This window comes from Actinoplanes sp. NPDC049681 (assembly GCF_044465265.1).
Taxonomy (GTDB): Bacteria; Actinomycetota; Actinomycetes; order Mycobacteriales; family Micromonosporaceae; genus Actinoplanes.
Genome location: NZ_JBITLP010000004.1, coordinates 477,682 through 495,412, shown reverse-complemented (window position 1 = coordinate 495,412; position 17,731 = coordinate 477,682). Strand labels below are relative to the sequence as shown.

15 protein-coding genes are annotated in these 17,731 nt (G+C 70.2%); 10 read left to right on the top strand and 5 right to left on the bottom strand.

Translation table 11 applies throughout. The features are described from left to right. The first annotated feature begins 79 nt into the window (after positions 1-79). From ACIBO8_RS16700 to ACIBO8_RS16675, 6 genes are all read left to right on the top strand, one after another. Positions 80-1,762, top strand: coding sequence for an ABC transporter substrate-binding protein (locus ACIBO8_RS16700; protein ID WP_396116093.1), 1,683 nt, complete (start codon positions 80-82; stop codon positions 1,760-1,762). Between the two features lie 78 nt (positions 1,763-1,840). After that, positions 1,841-2,947, top strand: a complete 1,107-nt coding sequence (locus tag ACIBO8_RS16695; protein WP_396116092.1) for an ABC transporter ATP-binding protein — start codon at positions 1,841-1,843, stop codon at positions 2,945-2,947. After that, on the top strand, positions 2,944-3,924 hold the full coding sequence (locus ACIBO8_RS16690) for an ABC transporter permease (protein WP_396116091.1): 981 nt from the start codon (positions 2,944-2,946) through the stop codon (positions 3,922-3,924). The genes ACIBO8_RS16695 and ACIBO8_RS16690 overlap by 4 nt, the downstream gene beginning before the upstream one ends. A gap of 3 nt (positions 3,925-3,927) precedes the next feature. Next, positions 3,928-5,019, top strand: coding sequence for an ABC transporter permease (locus tag ACIBO8_RS16685; protein ID WP_396116090.1), 1,092 nt, complete (start codon positions 3,928-3,930; stop codon positions 5,017-5,019). After that, positions 5,016-6,026, top strand: a complete 1,011-nt coding sequence (locus ACIBO8_RS16680) for an ABC transporter ATP-binding protein (RefSeq protein WP_396116089.1) — start codon at positions 5,016-5,018, stop codon at positions 6,024-6,026. The genes ACIBO8_RS16685 and ACIBO8_RS16680 overlap by 4 nt, the downstream gene beginning before the upstream one ends. A 69-nt stretch (positions 6,027-6,095) precedes the next feature. Then, on the top strand, positions 6,096-7,499 hold the full coding sequence (locus tag ACIBO8_RS16675; protein ID WP_396116088.1) for a GH1 family beta-glucosidase: 1,404 nt from the start codon (positions 6,096-6,098) through the stop codon (positions 7,497-7,499). A gap of 143 nt (positions 7,500-7,642) precedes the next feature. Here the strand turns inward: ACIBO8_RS16675 and ACIBO8_RS16670 are convergent, their stop codons facing one another. Next, positions 7,643-8,050 carry a YjdF family protein gene (locus tag ACIBO8_RS16670; RefSeq protein WP_396116087.1) on the bottom strand — a complete coding sequence of 136 codons (408 nt, stop codon included), beginning with the start codon at positions 8,048-8,050 and terminating at the stop codon, positions 7,643-7,645. A 255-nt stretch (positions 8,051-8,305) separates the two neighbouring features. Between ACIBO8_RS16670 and ACIBO8_RS16665 the strand changes: the two genes are divergently transcribed. Continuing rightward, positions 8,306-8,761 carry a hypothetical protein gene (locus ACIBO8_RS16665; RefSeq protein WP_396116086.1) on the top strand — a complete coding sequence of 152 codons (456 nt, stop codon included), beginning with the start codon at positions 8,306-8,308 and terminating at the stop codon, positions 8,759-8,761. Positions 8,762-8,997: 236 nt separating this feature from the next. On the opposite strand, the gene ACIBO8_RS16660 is transcribed toward ACIBO8_RS16665, so the two are convergent. Then, the gene (locus ACIBO8_RS16660) at positions 8,998-10,263 is read right to left on the bottom strand and encodes an ROK family protein (protein WP_396116085.1); all 1,266 of its coding nucleotides are present in this window, start codon (positions 10,261-10,263) and stop codon (positions 8,998-9,000) included. 102 nt (positions 10,264-10,365) lie between these two features. Here ACIBO8_RS16660 and ACIBO8_RS16655 point away from each other — a divergent pair, with 102 nt between their 5' ends. Both ACIBO8_RS16655 and ACIBO8_RS16650 read left to right on the top strand, forming a co-directional pair. Further along, entirely contained in the window at positions 10,366-11,196 is an 831-nt protein-coding gene (locus tag ACIBO8_RS16655) for a class I SAM-dependent methyltransferase (protein ID WP_396116084.1), read from the top strand. 59 nt (positions 11,197-11,255) lie between these two features. Next, a complete protein-coding gene (locus tag ACIBO8_RS16650; protein ID WP_396116083.1) occupies positions 11,256-11,465 on the top strand; it encodes a hypothetical protein in 210 nt (69 codons plus the stop codon). 400 nt (positions 11,466-11,865) lie between these two features. Here the strand turns inward: ACIBO8_RS16650 and ACIBO8_RS16645 are convergent, their stop codons facing one another. Next, positions 11,866-12,240: a cupin domain-containing protein gene (locus ACIBO8_RS16645; protein WP_396116082.1), complete on the bottom strand. Its 375-nt coding sequence runs from the start codon at positions 12,238-12,240 to the stop codon at positions 11,866-11,868. Between the two features lie 71 nt (positions 12,241-12,311). On the opposite strand from ACIBO8_RS16645, the gene ACIBO8_RS16640 reads away from it, so the two are divergent. Further along, positions 12,312-12,749 (top strand): MarR family winged helix-turn-helix transcriptional regulator, encoded by a 438-nt coding sequence (locus ACIBO8_RS16640; RefSeq protein ID WP_396116081.1) that lies wholly within the window; start codon positions 12,312-12,314, stop codon positions 12,747-12,749. Between the two features lie 359 nt (positions 12,750-13,108). Here the strand turns inward: ACIBO8_RS16640 and ACIBO8_RS16635 are convergent, their stop codons facing one another. Together ACIBO8_RS16635 and ACIBO8_RS16630 are read right to left on the bottom strand one after the other, a co-directional pair. Further along, a complete protein-coding gene (locus tag ACIBO8_RS16635) occupies positions 13,109-15,631 on the bottom strand; it encodes a DNA topoisomerase (ATP-hydrolyzing) subunit A (RefSeq protein WP_396116080.1) in 2,523 nt (840 codons plus the stop codon). Positions 15,632-15,648: 17 nt separating this feature from the next. Beyond that, a complete protein-coding gene (locus ACIBO8_RS16630) occupies positions 15,649-17,706 on the bottom strand; it encodes a type IIA DNA topoisomerase subunit B (protein ID WP_396116079.1) in 2,058 nt (685 codons plus the stop codon). Positions 17,707-17,731: the final 25 nt, after the last annotated feature.

Here is a 17,731-nt window from a genome sequence, read left to right as displayed (position 1 = left end):
ACGAAGCGACCGGCCGCACCGCCGCCCTTCCTCGGGCACCCCTCTCACCCGAATCCGCAATACCTGAGGAGATCTAGAGATGCAGAGAAGGAAACTGTTCGCGGTCGCCCTGGCGGGCGTGCTCGCCTCGGGCGGGCTGGCCGCCTGCAGCGACTCGCCGAACGCGGGCAACAAGAACGCGTCGGGCGGCAAGACCTTCCTCACCGTGGGCATGCCGAACGGCCCGCAGACGGAGAACCACAACCCGTTCCTGAGCACGTCCGCGGGCGCCTCGCTGGGCTACCGCTGGATGATCTACGAGCCCCTCATGATGTGGAACCCGGTGAAGCCCGCCGACCCCTCGAAGCCGTGGCTGGCCACCGGCGCGGAGTGGTCGCCGGACTTCAAGAAGGTGACGATCACCGTACGGGACAACGCGACCTGGTCGGACGGGCAGAAGGTCACCGGTGACGACGTCGCCTTCACCTTCAACCTGATCAAGAGCAACGAGGCGCTCAACACCGGCGCCACCCCGTACGGCGAGATCACCGCCAGCGGCAACACGGTCACCGTGACGTTCACCAGCTCGATGTTCGTCTACAAGGACAAGTGGCTGGGCCAGACCCCGATCGTGCCCAAGCACATCTGGGAGAAGATCAGCGACCCCAGCAAGGACGCCAACAAGAACCCGATCGGCTCCGGCCCGTACACGCTGAAGTCCTTCACCCCGCAGACCACCACGCTGTCGGTGCGCACCGGGGGCTACTGGCAGGACCTGCCCCAGGTCAAGGAGCTGCGCTACACGTCGTACACCGACAACAACGCGCAGACCACGGCCCTGTCGGACGGCTCCAACGAGTGGAGCTTCGTCTTCATCCCCAACTACAAGACGGTCTTCCTCGACAAGGACCCCGCGCACTACAAGGTCTGGGCGCCGCCGGTGCTGGGCATCCACGGCCTCTACATCAACACCACCAAGAAGCCGTTCGACGACCCGAAGCTGCGCCAGGCGATGAACATGGTCGTCAACCGCGAGGACATCTTCAACCAGGCCGAGGCCGGCTACTTCCACCCGCTGGTCACCAGCGTGACCGGCCTGCCGACGCCGGCCGGTGACGCGTTCATCGCGCCGGAGTACAAGGGCAAGACCCACTCCGTCGACGTGGCGGGCGCCAAGTCCCTGCTCGAGCAGGCCGGCTACAAGCTCAACGGCACCACGCTGACCGACCCGAGCGGCAAGCCGGTCAAGATCACCCTGACCGACCCGAGCGGCTGGTCCGACTACCAGACCTCGCTCGAGATCGTGAAGAGCAACCTCGCCGAGATCGGCATCCAGGCCACCGTGGACAAGGCCAACCAGGACGCCTGGTTCCGCAACGTCGAGGAGGGCAACTTCGACGCCACGTTCCGCTGGACCAACGGTGGCTCGACGCCGTGGGACATCTACCAGACGGTCATGGACGGCAAGCTCCTCAAGCCGGTGGGCACCGCCTCCCCGGCGGGTAACTTCGGCCGCTTCAAGAACGACGAGGCCACCAAGGCGATCCAGGACTACGCGAACGCCTCGGACGACGCCGCGCGTACCACCGCCATCAACACGCTCCAGAAGGTCTTCGTCGAGCAGGCTCCGATGATCCCGGTCGGCGCGGACAACGTCGGCATGGCGTACAGCACGAAGAACTGGGTCGGCTGGCCCGACGACACCAACCCCTACGGCGCCGGCCAGCCCACGCAGGCCAACGCCCTGGACGTCGTCCTGCACCTCAAGCCCGCCAACTCCTGATCCGCTCCGCCGCCCCCGGGATCCGCGTCCCGGGGGCGGCACCGCGGCGGTTCCGCCCCCTCTTCGAAGGAACTCGGCATGACGTTGAGCCCCGACGCGACAGCGCCGGCCCGCGAGGTGGTGCTTGAGGCGATCGGCCTGACCAAGCACTTCCCCGTCCGCCGGAAGCTGCGCGACCTGTTCAAGCGCGAGCACGACGCGGTGCACGCGGTCGACGACGTGAACCTGACGCTGCGGCGTGGTCGGGTGGTCGCGCTCGTCGGCGAGTCCGGCTCCGGCAAGTCCACGGTCGCGCGCCTGCTCGCGCAGCTGTACCCGCGCACCGGCGGCGACATCCAGCTGCACGGGGAGTCGACGCGGGTCAAGGGCGGCCGGCAGTTCCGGTCGTACGTCCGGCGGGTCCAGATGATCTTCCAGGACCCGTTCGCGTCGCTGAACCCGGTGCACACCATCCGGTACCACCTGACCCGGTCGCTGAAGATCCACGGCAACGCCGGCCGGTCCGCCGAGGACCTCGAGAACGCCCTGGCCGACCTGCTCCGGCGGGTCAGCCTGACCCCGCCCGAGCGCTACCTCGACAAGTTCCCGCACGAGCTGTCCGGCGGCCAGCGCCAGCGCGTCGCGATCGCCCGGGCCCTCGGCGCGAACCCCGAGGCCCTGCTGGCCGACGAGCCGGTGTCCATGCTGGACGTCTCGATCCGCCTCGGCGTGCTCAACCTGTTGCGCGACCTGAAGGAACGGCTCAACCTCGCGATCCTCTACATCACCCACGACATCGCGTCGGCCCGCTACTTCGCCGACGAGACCCTGGTCATGTACGCCGGCCGGATGGTCGAGGGCGGCGACAGCGAGAGCGTCACTCAGTCGCCGGCTCACCCGTACACCCGGCTCCTGATCGAATCGGCGCCGGACCCGGACCGCATCCACAACATGCTCGAGGACACCGGCGACCGCGGCAACGGCGAACCGCCCAGCCTGATCCGGCCGCCCGCCGGCTGCCGTTTCCACCCACGCTGCCCGATGGCGATGCCGCGCTGCACGACCGACCTGCCGGTCCGCCTCGAGATCGGTGACGCCCCCGGTCACTGGGCCGCCTGCTGGCTCTACGACGAGGCGACGGTCGCCACGCAGCAGCCCGGATCGGCCGCGGCGGCCGGAATCGTGAAGGTGGAGGGCGCCCGATGAGGTACCTGCTCCAGCGGATCCTGTTCTACGTCTTCACGGCGTGGGCCGCGATCACCATCAACTTCTTCATCCCCCGGATGATCCCGGGCGACCCGGTCAAGTCGCTGCTCGCCCGCTTCCAGGGGCAGATGAGCACCGACGCGATCGACTCCCTCTACGTGCTCTTCGGCCTCGACAAGAACGCCAGCCTCTGGAGCCAGTACGTCGACTACTGGAAGCAGCTCTTCCACGGCGACCTGGGTCTGTCGTTCACCGCGTTCCCGGCGAGCGTCTCGGAGGTCATCAGCGACGCGCTGCCCTGGACCGTGGCGCTGGTCGGCATCACCACCATCATCAGCTTCTTCATCGGCACCGGCCTCGGCGTGCTCGCCGGGTGGCGGCGCGGCTCCTGGATCGACGGCCTGCTGCCGACCACGACGTTCCTGTCGTCCGTGCCGTACTTCTGGCTCGGCCTGCTGGCGATCTACCTGCTGGCCGGCCCGGACAGCTTCTTCCCCTCCTCGGGCGGCTACGAGCCGGGCCTGGTGCCGGCGTGGGACCAGTACTTCATCCCCAGCGCCATCCAGCACAGCCTGCTGCCCGCGCTGACCATCCTCATCTCCTCGGTCAGCGGCTGGATCCTCAGCATGCGCAACATGATGGTGACCGTCGCGGCGGAGGACTACATCACCGTCGCGCACGCCAAGGGCCTCTCCGACCGCCGGGTGGCACTGAGCTACGCGGCCCGCAACGCCCTGCTGCCCAACGTGTCCGGCTTCGCGCTGTCGCTGGGCTTCATCGTCGGCGGCACGCTGCTCGTGGAGATCGTCTTCTCGTACCCGGGGCTCGGCTTCCTGCTCTTCCGGGCGGTCGGGGCCAAGGACTATCCGCTGATGCAGGGCATCTTCCTGGTCATCACCATCTCGGTGCTGGTCGCGAACCTGCTCGCCGACATCGTGTACCTGCTGCTCGACCCGCGTACCCGCAAGGAGGGCTGACCGGTGACCATCCCCACCTCCAGCGTCGAGCAGGTCATCCCCGGACAGGGGGCGATGGCCCAGCCCGAGCCGGCGAAGCCGGTCAAGGGAAAGCGCAAGCGGTTCCGCTTCGTCGCCAACGCGAAGGCCACGACCGGCCTGGTCGTACTCGGCCTCTACCTCCTCTTCGCCATCATCGGGCCGTGGATCGCGCCGTACGACCCGGACGCCCGCGGGCCGGCCCTGACCGCGCCGCCGTCGGCCGACCACTGGTTCGGCACCACCCACCTCGGCCAGGACGTGTTCAGCCAGGTGCTGGTCGGCACCCGCGGCGTCATGCTCGTCGGCATCTCGGCCGGCGTCATCGCCACGATCCTGTCCGTCCTCATCGGTGTCACCGCCGGCTACCTCGGCGGCGGCTGGGACGACGGTCTCTCCGCGCTGTCCAACGTCTTCCTGGTCATCCCCGCCCTGCCACTGATCATCATCGTGACGGCGGCGGCGCCCGGCGGCGGCGACGCGCTGGTCGCCCTGATCATCGGCTTCACGTCCTGGGCCTGGGGGGCCCGCATCCTCAGAGCCCAGACGCTGTCGCTGCGCCGGCGCGAATACGTCGAGGCCTCCCGCGCCAACGGGGAGTCGACCTGGCGGGTCATCCTCTTCGAGATCCTGCCCAACCTGACCGCCATCATCGCCTCCGGCTTCGTCGGCACGGTCATCTTCGCGGTCACCTCCGAGATCACCCTGGCCTTCATCGGCATCGGGTCGGTCTCGACGTGGAACTGGGGCACGATCCTGTTCTGGGCGCAGAGCCAGCAGGCGCTGGCCCAGGGCGCCTGGTGGTGGTTCGTCCCGGCCGGCCTGGCGATCGCCTTCCTCGGCACCGCCCTGGCGCTGATCAACTTCGGGATCGACGAGTTCGTCAGCCCCCGCCTGCGCAGCGCCGGCAAGACCAAGGTCAAGACCGCCTCCGGCCATACGGTACGGATGAGAGTCGGCTTCACCCCGGTGCTGAGCAACTCGCCGGCGCCGCACACCCAGGCGCGGCCGATCCCCACGATCAACACAGCGGCGGCGACGCCGGTGAACCGCGGCAGCAAGGAGGCCACGCAGTGAGCGGCGAGCCCGTCCTCGAGATCAAGAACCTCAACGTCGACTACGGCCTCGGCGATCAGGCGGTGCACGCGGTACGCGACGTGAACCTCACCCTGCACCGCGGCGAAGTCCTCGGCCTGGCCGGCGAGTCGGGCTCCGGCAAGTCGACTCTCGCGTACGGCCTCACCCGCCTGCTCGCACCGCCGGGCGTGATCACCGGCGGCGAGGTCGTCTACCATCCGGAGAACGGCGAGCCGTACGACGTGCTCGGCCTCGACGACGAGGGACTCCGCAAGTTCCGGTGGGCGGAGACGGCGATCGTGTTCCAGGGGGCGATGAACTCGCTGAACCCCGTACACAAGATCTCGACGCAGTTGACCGATGTCCTCCAGGCCCACGACCCGAAGATGTCGGCGCACAGCCGCAACGCCCGCGCCCGCGAGATGCTCAAGCTGGTCGGCATCTCGCCGGACCGGATGGACGCCTACCCGCACCAGCTCTCCGGCGGCATGCGCCAGCGCGTGATGATCGGCATGGCGCTGATCCTGCAACCCCAGGTGGTCATCATGGACGAGCCGACCACCGCCCTGGACGTGGTGATGCAGCGGCAGATCCTGGGCCAGCTCATCGAGCTGCGCGAGCGGCTGGGCTTCTCGGTCATCTTCATCACCCACGACCTGTCCCTGCTGGTCGAGTTCTCCAACCGGATCGCGATCATGTACGGCGGCCGGATCGTCGAGGAGGCGCAGGCCCCCACGCTGTACCGGGACTCGCTGCACCCGTACAGCGCGGGCCTTCTCGGATCCTTCCCCGCGCTGCGCGGCCCGCGCCGCGAGCTCAGCGGCATCCCCGGTTCGCCGCCGGACCTCAAGGGCATGCCCACGGGCTGCTCGTTCCACCCGCGCTGCCCCAAGGTGTTCGACCCGTGCGCCGACAACATCCCGGTGCTCGGCAACCCGGACACCCCGGACGGGACCACCCGTACCGTGGCCTGCTGGCTCCACCCGGTCAAGCAACCGGTCGGTTAGGCACGGAGATTCGACGGCCCCGGCCCTCCTCGCCGGGGCCGTCTCCTATCCATCCCCACCAGGAGAAGCATGAACCCCACCGCCAGCTCCGCCCCCGGACTGCTGCTGCCCGCAGCCGACTTCCCCCCGTCGTTCAAGTGGGGCGTCGCCACCTCGTCGTACCAGATCGAGGGCGCCGTCGCCGAGGACGGGCGGACACCGTCCATCTGGGACACCTTCTGCCGGGTGCCCGGCGCCGTCGTGGGCGGCGACAACGGCGACGTCGCGTGCGACCACTACCACCGGATGCCCCAGGACGTGGCCCTGATCAAGAGCCTGGGCGTGGACACGTACCGATTCTCGGTGGCCTGGCCGCGGGTCCAGCCGCGCGGCCGCGGCCCGGTGAACCCCGCCGGCCTCGCGTTCTACGACCGGCTCACCGACGAGCTGCTCGCGTCGGGCATCGACCCCTGGGTCACGCTCTACCACTGGGACCTGCCGCAGGAGCTCGAGGACGCCGGCGGCTGGCCGAACCGGGACACGGCGTACCGGTTCGCCGACTACGCGATGATGGTCTTCGACAAGCTCAGCGACCGCGTCGACACCTGGACCACGCTCAACGAGCCCTGGTGCTCGGCCTGGCTGGGCTACGCCACCGGAGTGCACGCCCCGGGCCGCAAGGACTTCGACGCGAGCGTCGCCGCGGTCCACCACCTGCTGCTCGGCCACGGCCTCGCCACCCGGGCGATGAAGGCGGCGGCGACGCGCGAGCACACCTTCGGCATCACCCTGAACATGGGTACGGCCGACCCGGCGACCGACTCGCCGGCGGACCGCGACGCCGCCCGCCGCGCCGACGGCATGGGCCTGCGCATCTACCTGGACCCGCTGCACAAGGGCACCTACCCGCAGGACATCGTCGACGACCTGGCCGCACGCGGCACCGCCTTCCCGATCCAGGACGGCGACCTCGACATCATCTCGACGCCGATCGAGGTGCTGGGCGTGAACTTCTACTTCGGCCAGGACTTCAGCGGCACCGACGAGAACGGCAGCACAGTGGACCCCGACGGCAACCCCGTGGTCCGCGCCATCCTCCCGGACCGCCCGCGCACCGCGATGAACTGGCCCATCACGCCGGAGCGCTTCACCCAGCTGCTGGTCCGCCTGCACCAGGACTACCCCGGCCTGCCGCTCGTCGTCACCGAGAACGGCGCGGCCTTCGACGACACGGCCGACGAATCCGGCGCCGTGGCCGACGAGGACCGCACGGCCTACCTGGCGGAGCACATCGCCGCGGTGGCGGCGGCACGCGAGCAGGGCGCGGACGTACGCGGGTACTTCGCCTGGTCCCTGCTGGACAACTTCGAATGGGCCGAGGGGTACGCGAAGCGCTTCGGCATCGTGCACGTGGACTACACGACGCAGCGGCGCACCCCGAAGCAGTCGGCGTTGTGGTACCGCGACACGATCAGCCGCCACCGCAACGCCTGACACCTTTCGCCGTACGCAGGGCGCGACGTCCGTCGCGCCCTGCTCCGTGTCCGCGCCCACTCGGGCCGGCATCGCCCGGCGGCCGCCCCGTCACCCGGGCCCGGATAGGCGGCAGGCCTGTCGAGCCGCCTCGGCACGTCGGGTCAATGACCGCGGTGCCGGGCCCGGGACTTGGCGCGGCGCATCTCCCGGCGATGCTCCGCGTGCGCCGCCCGATGTTCGCGCCCGCGTTCCGCCGACGCCTGCTTGCGCAGCTCCATAGCCTTCTTCACGGCCTCCTGCGCGGCGGTGCTGGGCCGCGCCTCGGCGGCGGCGCGGGCGGCGGCACGAGCCATCCGCTTCGGATTGCGCGGCGGGGGTGCCTGATCGAATGACACGGCCGGGCTCTGCTGCGCGGACGCCAACAGGTCGCCACCGTGGCGGAGCAGGAATTCATAGAGCTCGGCGTCGGTCGGCTCGGCGCCGAAGACGTGCCGGGTCGCGCGGACCCGGTCGCCGTCGAGCACTTCCAGCACAGCGACCCAGAAGGGATCGTCGTAGTAAACCGTCATCGTTGCCATCGTCGTCTCCTGGGCGCAGGCATGGTTCGGCCTGCGCTGGACAACCGGTCGGCGACGCGACCGGCAGGAGACGGGCCGCCCGGCACGGACGGCGCCCCGACTACCGACGGGGCAGTGTTTTCGCGCACCGCCAGCATAATCAGGACCCGCCGGTGGCCGCATCCGCGAATCCGTCCGGCCGAACCGCCACAAAAAGCGGCCCGGACCGTGGGCCCGGAACGATCAAGGAGGCTCTACGCTCCGACCGTGATCGGGTCCAGGACACCACCGCGCGGGCGCGCGGCCCGCATCGCGGTGGCCGCGGTGCTCGGCGTCGCCCTGCTGCTCGCCTCGGTCGGTCCCGAGACGCTCGTCAGCGAGATCACCGGCAGCAAGTATCTCGGGTGGTTCGTCAGCGGCATTCTGCCCTGCCTGTTCGGAACGTGGATCGCGCCCAAGGTTTCCTACCGGCGCCGCGATGCGCTCATCCTGCTGACCATGGGCCCGTCGGCCATGCCGAGCGGGCCGCTCCTGCTGAAAATCATCTGGCGGACGGCCTACCTCCCGCACCGCGACTGGCCGCTGCGAGCCGACGAGGTGGCCGCCGGCCGGTCCACCAGCCATGTGCCGCCGCCCGTCGTGGAGCCGGAACCCGCTACCGTCGCCGTAACGGTGTCGTCACCGTCCCTCCCACCGTGGGCCCGCGACGTGACTGCCGGATAGCACTCTCCCACTCGCCCGGCCGGCAACGACCGAGCCCTCACTCGGCCGGCCGCGACCCAGTCCCCCGCCCGCCAGCCCTCCAGGCACGGCCCAGCCCCTCAGAGCACCAGCCACGGCCCAGCCCTTCAGCGCACCAGCCACGGCCCAGCCCTTCAGCGCACCAGCCACGGCCAGCCCCTCAGCGCACCAGCCACGGCCAGCCCCTCAGCGCACCCAGCCCGCGGCTCAGTGCCGGCTCACGGCCGGCCGCGGCTCAGGGACCTGCGGTGGGCGGCGCGGGACATCGGCGCCGGGCCCGCCGTGACCGGCAGGCCGCCGTCGGCGAGCAGCCGGGCGATCGGCAGGGTGGCCGCGCCCATCGCCACCGCGTCCGGCCCCAGCTGGCAGAGGTCGATCCGGGTACGCGAGTACGGATGCCGCAGAGCATTCCGCGCAGCCGCATCCCGAATGTCCGGAAGGAAGCGCTCTCCCAGCGCCAAGCCCGCCGGGCCGCCGAGCACGATGCGCTCGGGCGAGAAAAGGTTGACCAATCCCGCGATCCCGGCGCCCAGGTAGCCGACCGTCTGCCGGATGACCTCGGCCACCCCCTCCTCCAGCTCCCCCTGCGCGGCCAGCACCCGGTTGAGCAGCTTGGGGTCGGGCTCCTGCCCGGTCACCTCCGCCAGCCGGGCGATGACCTTGTCGGAACCGATGTACGCCTCCAGACACCCCCGCGCCCCGCAACGGCACACGTCCCCGCCGTACACGAGGGTGGTGTGGCCCCATTCGCCCGCGTTGCTGTGGGCGCCGCGGTAGCTCCGGCCGTCCATCACGACTGCGGCGCCGACGCCCGTACCGACCATGACGATGACCGCGTGCCGCGCCCCGCGGCCGGCGCCGAACCACATCTCGGCCTGGCCGACGGTCTTCGCGCCGTTCTCCACGAAGATCGGGACGTCGGTGCCGTCGCGCAGCATCCGCCCGAGCGGCACACCGTCCCAGCCGGTCGTCTGCGAGTGCACCACCGGCGCTTCCCCGCTCTGGTCGACCACGCCGGCGACGCCCACCCCGAAGCCGAGAACCTCGGACTTCTCGATGCCGGCCTCCGCGACGACCGCGTCGAGTCCCTCGAGCAGCTTCTCGGCGGCGGATTCCGGATCGGGGCCGCCGGCAGCACCGGTCGCGATCGGGATCTGGGCGAAGCCGAGGCGGGACATCGCCAGGTCGTACAGCTCGACCGTGACCCGGCTCTCCCCGACGTCGGCACCGGCGACGTAGCCGAAGCCGGGCGCGACGCGCAGCAGCGCCCGCGGCCGGCCGCCGTCCGAGCCGACCAGGCCGGCCTCCTCGACCAGCCCCTCCTCGATCATCTCGCCGATGAGGTTGCTGACGCTGGCCTGGCTGAGCGCGGTCGTGTCACCGAGCTCCTGCCGGCTCTGGCGCCCGCCGTGGAAGAGGTCGGTGAGCAGGCTGGCCCGGTTCGCTCGGCGGACGTCCCGCACCGTCGTACGCCTGGTCTCCAACCCCGCACCCGCCTCTCCGTCCCCCGTGTCGACTGGCCCCTCACCATGATGTGCCAGACCGGCGCCGAAAACCACGCGCGGCATGCTCTACGGTCGGAGATCATGACGGACTATCGCGACGTCAACCGCGCCAACTGGGACGAACGGGCACCAGCCCACGCCGCCTCCGCCGGTTACAACGTCGCCGCCTTCGCCCGTGATCCACACCATCTGAGCGACGTCGTCACCTTCGACCGGCCGCTGCTCGGCGACATCGACGGGCTCCGCGGCGTCCACCTGCAATGCCACATCGGCACCGACACCGTGTCGCTGGCCCGGCTGGGCGCGACCATGACCGGCCTCGACTTCTCCCCGGCGTCGCTCACGGAGGCGCGCCGGCTCGCGGCAGCGTCCGGCACCCCGGTCGACTTCGTCGAATCCGACGTGTACGGCGCCCCGGACGTGCTCGGCGCCGGCGCCTTCGACCTGGTGTACACCGGCATCGGGGCGATCGGCTGGCTGCCCGACATCCGCCGCTGGGCGAACGTGGTGGCGACCCTGTTGCGGCCGGGAGGCCGGCTGTTCATCCGCGAGGGCCACCCGGTGCTGTGGTCGCTGCAGGACGACCGGGAGGACGGCCTGCTCGTGCTCGAATTCCCGTACTTCGAGCACGAGGAGCCGCTGATCTGGGAGGACGGCGGCACGTACGTCGACACGGACCGCACGTTCCAGCACACCACCACCCACTCGTGGAACCACGGCCTGGGCGAGATCGTGACCGCCCTGCTGGCGGCCGGCATGACGATCACCGGCCTGGTCGAGCACGACACCGTCCCGTGGGAGGCACTGCCGGGCACGATGACCCGCCTCCCGGGCGGCGAGTGGCAGGTCACGGACCGCCCGCGGCGGCTGCCGCACAGCTACACCCTCCAGGCGGTGCGCGCGGCCGTTTAGAGATCAACGGGTACGGGGTATCTCGCGGGCCACTCCCCCACATCGTTTAGGAGCCCCCGATGCGCGCAGGATCGATCGGCGGAATCATCGTCATCCTTTGGCTCGTGCTCGGCGCCGTCGCCGCGTTCGAGCGCGGTTACTTCAAGGACACCGGCGACGCCAGCTGCGCCAAAGCCGGCACGGTCGTCGTCACCGTGGTGGCCGGCCCGCTGAACTGGCTCGGCGTCAACCCCAAGATCAAGTGCGATATCCCCGAGCCGTCGAAGTAGGACCCCGGTACAGCAGGCACCACCACGGAACTCCAGCAGCGGGGATCGATCAGGTCCCCGCCACGGAGAAACCCGTCGCTCTTCCCCGTACCCCATTCTTCGCTTCGCCGGCCGCAGCCTGCTGCCTGGCGTGACCGGCGCACCGGCCGTTGGCGCAACGGCGCGGACGCAATCACGAACTCCGGCAGTACAGCGACCGCGGCGGTGACATCCCGGATCGCCACCGAGCAGGCAGCCCGACACGTGGACGCGGCGCTGGAAACCGCACTCCGCATGGAGCCGGTCCACAGCAGACTGCCTCCTCCCCGACATGCGGTCAGACCGCCCACTGGCCGATCAGGCCGTCCAGAGCCCGCACGTCAGGCCGCCGCCCAGCAGGTCAAACCACCCACGACGGCGGTCAGGCCACCCAGGGCGGGCTGATCTCCGACCCGTCGGCGAGGGTGGCCCGTAGACCGACGCTCGTGGTCACCCAAGCGGTGGCCGGACCGCCGGACGTGTTGTCGATCGCGAACTCCGCCCCGGCCGGCACGAAGGCGGCTTCCCCGGCCCGCACCGTGGCGGTCTCCCCGTCGATGGCTGTGGTCACCTCTCCGGACAGCACGAGAAGAACCTCCTCCCGGCTGACCCGATGCGGCACGCCCACGGTCCCGTCGGCAATCTCGAGCCGCCAGGCACAAAGCTCCCGGCTCCCCCGCGACGGAGCCAGGAACGAATGGAACGTCGCCCCGTGCAAGCGGTGCTCCACGGCGTCATGCTCCCGAATCACAGTCATCTTTACCTCCCCTTGGTCAAGCAGCTTGACTATATAGTCAAGCACCTTGACTTGTATGTCAAACTGATCGCGTGAACCTCCTCGACCTCCCGGTCCTCCTGCTGAGCGCGGCGCGAGCGCTCGTGGACGGCATCGACGCCGGGGTCCGCGCGCGCGGCTTCACCGACCTGCGACCGGCGCACGGCTTCGCCTTCGCGCGCCTGGCCGGAGAAGGCGCCACGGTGGTGCAACTGGCGGAGCATCTCGACGTCACCAAGCAGGCAGCCAGCCAGATGGTGGAAGAACTGGCACAGAAGGGCTACGTGGAACGACGCCCACACCCGACGGACGCCCGCGCCCGCCTGATCGTGCTCACCGGCAAAGGCCGGGCCTGCACGCGCGCCGCCGACGAGGCAGCAGAAGAGGTTCTACGCCCGTGGGCCGACGACCTGGGACCCGAACGCCTCACAGCCCTCCGCCAGGACCTCGCCAAACTCGCCACCCCCGGCCGCCTACGCCCCACCTGGTGACACCGCCCCGAAGGTCATCGCGCCGCCCAGGCGACCGCAACCGGCGCGGTGCGCCCGCCTGAAGGTCATCGCGCCGCCCACGCGACCGCAACCGGCGCGGTGCGTCCGCCTGACCCCCACGGACCCGGGCCTGCCGGACAAACCCGCGAACCGTCACCACCGCGCGGCAGCCAGACCACCCACCGCAAGGCGACCGCGAGGCTCACCCATGCACGAAAGCAGCGAGGAACCACCACGATCCCGCAGCATGAAACCACGCAAGGTGGGGGGCCGGGGTGACCAAGAACGGCATAAAACGCCCCACCAGCCGTCTTGGTCACCCCGGCCCCCCACCGTCAAACCGCAAGCGAAAGACCGGTTCAGCCGCGTTCGATCAGATGACCAACGATCTGAGGCCCCATGAGAACCGCCTCCCCCGACCCGTCCCGCCGACCATCCGGATCCGGAAGATCCACCGGATCCCCCGTACTGCTGGCCCCCACCGGCCGAGGCCCGACCCAAGCAACCGCCAGCTGAGACTCACCCTTGAGGAACCGCTGCACCCGAACCCCGCCCGTCGCCCGCCCCTTGGCCGGATACGCCGCGAACGGCGTGACCTTGACCTGGGTCCCGGTCGACGTCACCACCATCGGCTCACCGTGCTGCTCGTCCTTGGTGTCGATCGCGTTGAAGGACAGCACTTGCGCATCCGCCCCGAGGTTGACGCCGGCCATGCCGCCACCCTTGAGTCCCTGAGGCCGCACGAGTTTCGCCGGGAAACGCAGCAGGGACGCGTCGGACGTGACGAAGACGAGGGACTCGGCCCCGTCGGTCAGCCAGGTCGCCTGGACCACCTCGTCGCCGTCCTTGAGCGTGATGACCTCGAACTCGTCGGAGCGTACGGGCCATTCCGGGGCGCAGACCTTCACGACGCCCTGGCGGGTGCCGAGGGCGAGGCCCGGTGAGCCGTCGGCGTTCAGCGGGGCCAGGCCGACCACGCGTTCGCCCTTCTCGAGCGGGATCAGCTCGGAGGCGGACATGCCGCCGCGCAGGGAGACCGTGCCGGACTGTTCCGGCAGCACCGGCAGGGGCAGCACGTCGGTCTTGAAGGCCCGGCCGGCGCTGGTGATGAGCAGGACGCGGCCGCGGGCGGTGGAGTGGACCACCGCGCGGACGGCGTCGTGCTTGACGCGGCCGCTGCGGCGCCGGGCCTCGGTCGCCTCCTCGCTCTCCGCCGCGGTGCGCGCGATGAGGCCGGTGGCGGAGAGGATCACCTGGCAGGGGTCGTCGGCGACCTCGAGCGGGCCGGCCGGGGCGGACGCCGCCAGCACCTCCTTGAGGTCGCCGTCGATCAGCGTCGTACGCCGCGGGGTGGCGAACTCGGCCGCGACGGCGGCGAGCTCGTCGGAGACGACCTGGCGGAGCACGTCCACGTTGTCGAGGATGCGCGAGAGCTCGGCGATCTCCTCGTTGAGCCGCTGCTGCTCGGTCTCCAGCTCGATGCGGTCGAAGCGGGTCAGCCGGCGCAGCGGGGTGTCCAGGATGTAGTTGGCCTGGATCTCGGTGAGACCGAACTCGCTCATCAGGCTCGCCTTGGCGGCCGCCGCGTCGTCGCTGCCGCGGATGATCGCGACCACCCGGTCGATGTCGATGAGCGCGATGAGCAGGCCGTCGACGAGGTGCAGCCGGTCCTGCCGCTTGGTACGCCGGTGCGTCGTACGCCGGGTGACGACCTCGTAGCGGTGTGCCAGGAACACCTCGAGGAGCTCCTTGAGCCCCAGGGTGCGAGGCTGGCCGTTCACCAGCACGAGGTTGTTGATGCCGAACGAGGTCTCCAGCGGCGTGAGCCGGTAGAGGTCGGCCAGCAACGCCTGCGGGTTGACGCCGACCTTGCACTCGATCACGAGGCGGGTGCCGTGCTCGCGGTCGGTGAGGTCCTTGACGTCGGCGATGCCCTGCAGGCGGGCGGCCTGCCGCTGGCCCTTGCGCGGGCCGGAGGTGATGAGTTTGCCCTTCACCTCGTCGGTGATCGCCTCGATGATCTTCTCGGTGCCCACGCCGTACGGCAGCTCGACGACTGTGATGGCCTGCCGGCCGCGGCCGCCCTCGAGCGGGCCGGTCTGGGCGCGGGCGCGCATGCGGACCACGCCCCGGCCCGTCTCGTATGCCCGGCGCACCTCGTCGAGCCCGAGCAGTTGGCCGCCGGTGGGCAGGTCGGGGCCGGGCACGAAGCGCATGATCGCGTCGAGATCGGCCTCCGGGTCGGTGATGAGGTGCCGCGCCGCCGCGATGACCTCGCCGAGGTTGTGCGGGATCATGTTGGTGGCCATGCCGACCGCGATGCCCGACGTGCCGTTGACCAGCAGGTTGGGGAACGCCGCGGGCAGCACCTTCGGCTCGAGTTCGGAGCCGTCGTAGTTGGGCTTGAAGTCGACGGTGCCCTCGGCGAGCTCGCCGACCAGCAGCATCGCCTCGCGCGACATCCGGGATTCGGTGTATCGCTCCGCGGCCGGGCCGTCGTCGGGGGAGCCGAAGTTGCCGTGGCCGTCGATGAGCGGGACGTTGAGCGAGAAGTCCTGCGCGAGGCGGACCATCGCGTCGTAGATCGCCAGGTTGCCGTGCGGGTGGTACTTACCCATGACGTCGCCGACGACGCGCGCGGACTTCACGTATGCGCGGTCCGGGCGGTAGCCCTGCTCCTGCATCGACCAGAGGATGCGGCGGTGCACCGGCTTGAGCCCGTCGCGGGCGTCGGGCAGGGCGCGCGAGTGGATGACCGAGTAGGCGTACTCCAGGTAGGAATCCTCGACCTCGGTGGTGATCGGGTTGTCGATGACCCGGGCACCGGCCTGGTCGAAGGCCGACAGGTCCACCCGGGACTGCTCGTTCTTGCGGCGTGCCATGTCTGTTGACCCGTCCCTCAGGCGTCGATCGTTTCCTGGTCGATCCGGCCGGCGGCCTCGATCAGCCAGTTCTTGCGCGGCTCGACCCGCTCCCCCATGAGCAGCTCCAGCGTGGCCTCGGCCCGCTCGGCGTCGTCGAGCGTGATCCGCCGGACCGTACGCGTGGCGGGGTTCATGGTGGTGTCCCACAGCTCGTCGGCGTCCATCTCGCCCAGGCCCTTGAACCGGGGCACCGGCTTGGAGACGGTCTTGCCGGACCGCTCCAGCTTGGCGACGGTCGCCTCCATCTCCTGCTGGGTGTACGTGTACACGGTCTCGGAGTTGCGGCCCTTGGTGCTCACCTTGTGCAGTGGCGGCATCGCGGCGAACAGCCGGCCCGCCTCGATCACCGGGCGCATGTACTTCGCGAAGAGCGTGATGAGCAGCGTGCGGATGTGCGAGCCGTCGACGTCCGCGTCCGCCATGATCATGACCCGGCCGTAGCGCATGGCGCTGATGTCGAACGTCCGGCCGGAGCCGGCGCCGAGCACCTGCACGATGGCCGAGCACTCGGCGTTGTCGAGGACCTGCTGCAGGCCGGCCTTCTGGACGTTGAGGATCTTGCCCCGGATCGGCAGCAGCGCCTGGTATTCCGAGCTGCGGGCCATCCGGGCGGTGCCGAGCGCGCTGTCACCCTCGACGATGTACAGCTCGCTGCGGCTGATGCCGGTGGAGCGGCAGTCGACCAGCTTGGGCGGCATCGAGGCGCCCTCGAGGGCGGTCTTGCGCCGGGCCGCGTCCTTCTGCTGCTTCTGGGTGAGCCGCACGCGGGCCGCGTCGACCACCTTCTGCAGGACCGTGCGAGCCTCGCTCTTGGTGCGCCGGTCGTCGATCCACTGCTTGAGGTGCTGCTCGACCAGGCCCTGCAGGACCCGGGTGATGCCCGCGGTGGAGAGCTCGTCCTTGGTCTGCGAGGTGAACTGCGGCTCGGGCACCCGGACGTGGATGACCGCGGTCAGGCCCTCCAGGTAGTCGTCCAGGACCGGGGCGTCCTCCTTGGGCTTGAGCAGGCCACGGGCGTTGCGGACCGCCTCGCTCAGGGCGCGCACCAGGGCCCGTTCGAAGCCCTTGCGGTGGGTGCCACCGTGCATGTTGCGGATCGTGTTGGTGAAGCATTCGACCGTACGCTCGTAGCCCGTGCCCCAGCGGAAGGCGACCTCGACCTGGGCGCGCCGCTCGACGTTGGACTGCATCACGCCGTTGGCGTCGGCGGCGTTCTCCTTGTAGGTGCCCTCGCCGGTGACCATGAGGAGCCCGGAGACCGGCTTGTCGGCCGCCGGCGTGAGGAACTCGACCATGTCGCCGAGCCCGTTCGGGTAGTGGAACGTCTCCTCGACCGGCGCCTCGCCGGTGAAGTCGCGCAACACGTACGTGACGCCGGGAACGAGGAACGCGGTGTTGCGCAGCTTGGCCCGCACGATGCCGGCGTCGAGCCGCGCGCCCGTCTCGAAGTAGCGGGCGTCGTACCAATAGCGGATGGACGTGCCGGAGCGCTCGCCGCGCTTCATCTTGCGCACGACGCGCAGCCCGGATTCGGCGTGGAACTTCGCCGCCGGGCCGTCGCCGGAGAAGACGCCGGGCACGCCGCGCTGGAAGGAGAGCTCGTGCACCTTGCCGTCGCGCTTGACGGTGACGTCGAAGCGCAGCGACAGCGCGTTGACCGCGGAGGCGCCCACGCCGTGCAGGCCGCCGGAGGTCTTGTAGCCCGAGCCGCCGAACTTGCCGCCGGCGTGCAGCCGGGTGAGCACCAGCTCGACGCCGTTGAGGCCGGACTTGGCGTTGATGTCGGTCGGGATGCCGCGGCCGTCGTCGTCGACCTGGACCGAGCCGTCGGCGTGCAGGGTGACCTCGACCCGCTCGGCGTGGCCGGCCACGCCCTCGTCGGTGGCGTTGTCGATGATCTCGTTGGCCAGGTGGTTGACCCCGCGGCTGTCGGTCGAGCCGATGTACATGCCCGGACGCTTGCGCACCGCGTCGAGACCTTCGAGGTGCGTGAGGTCGTCGGCGCCGTAGAGGATCTCCTGTTGCGCAGTCACGAGGTCCTACTCCTCCAGCAAATGG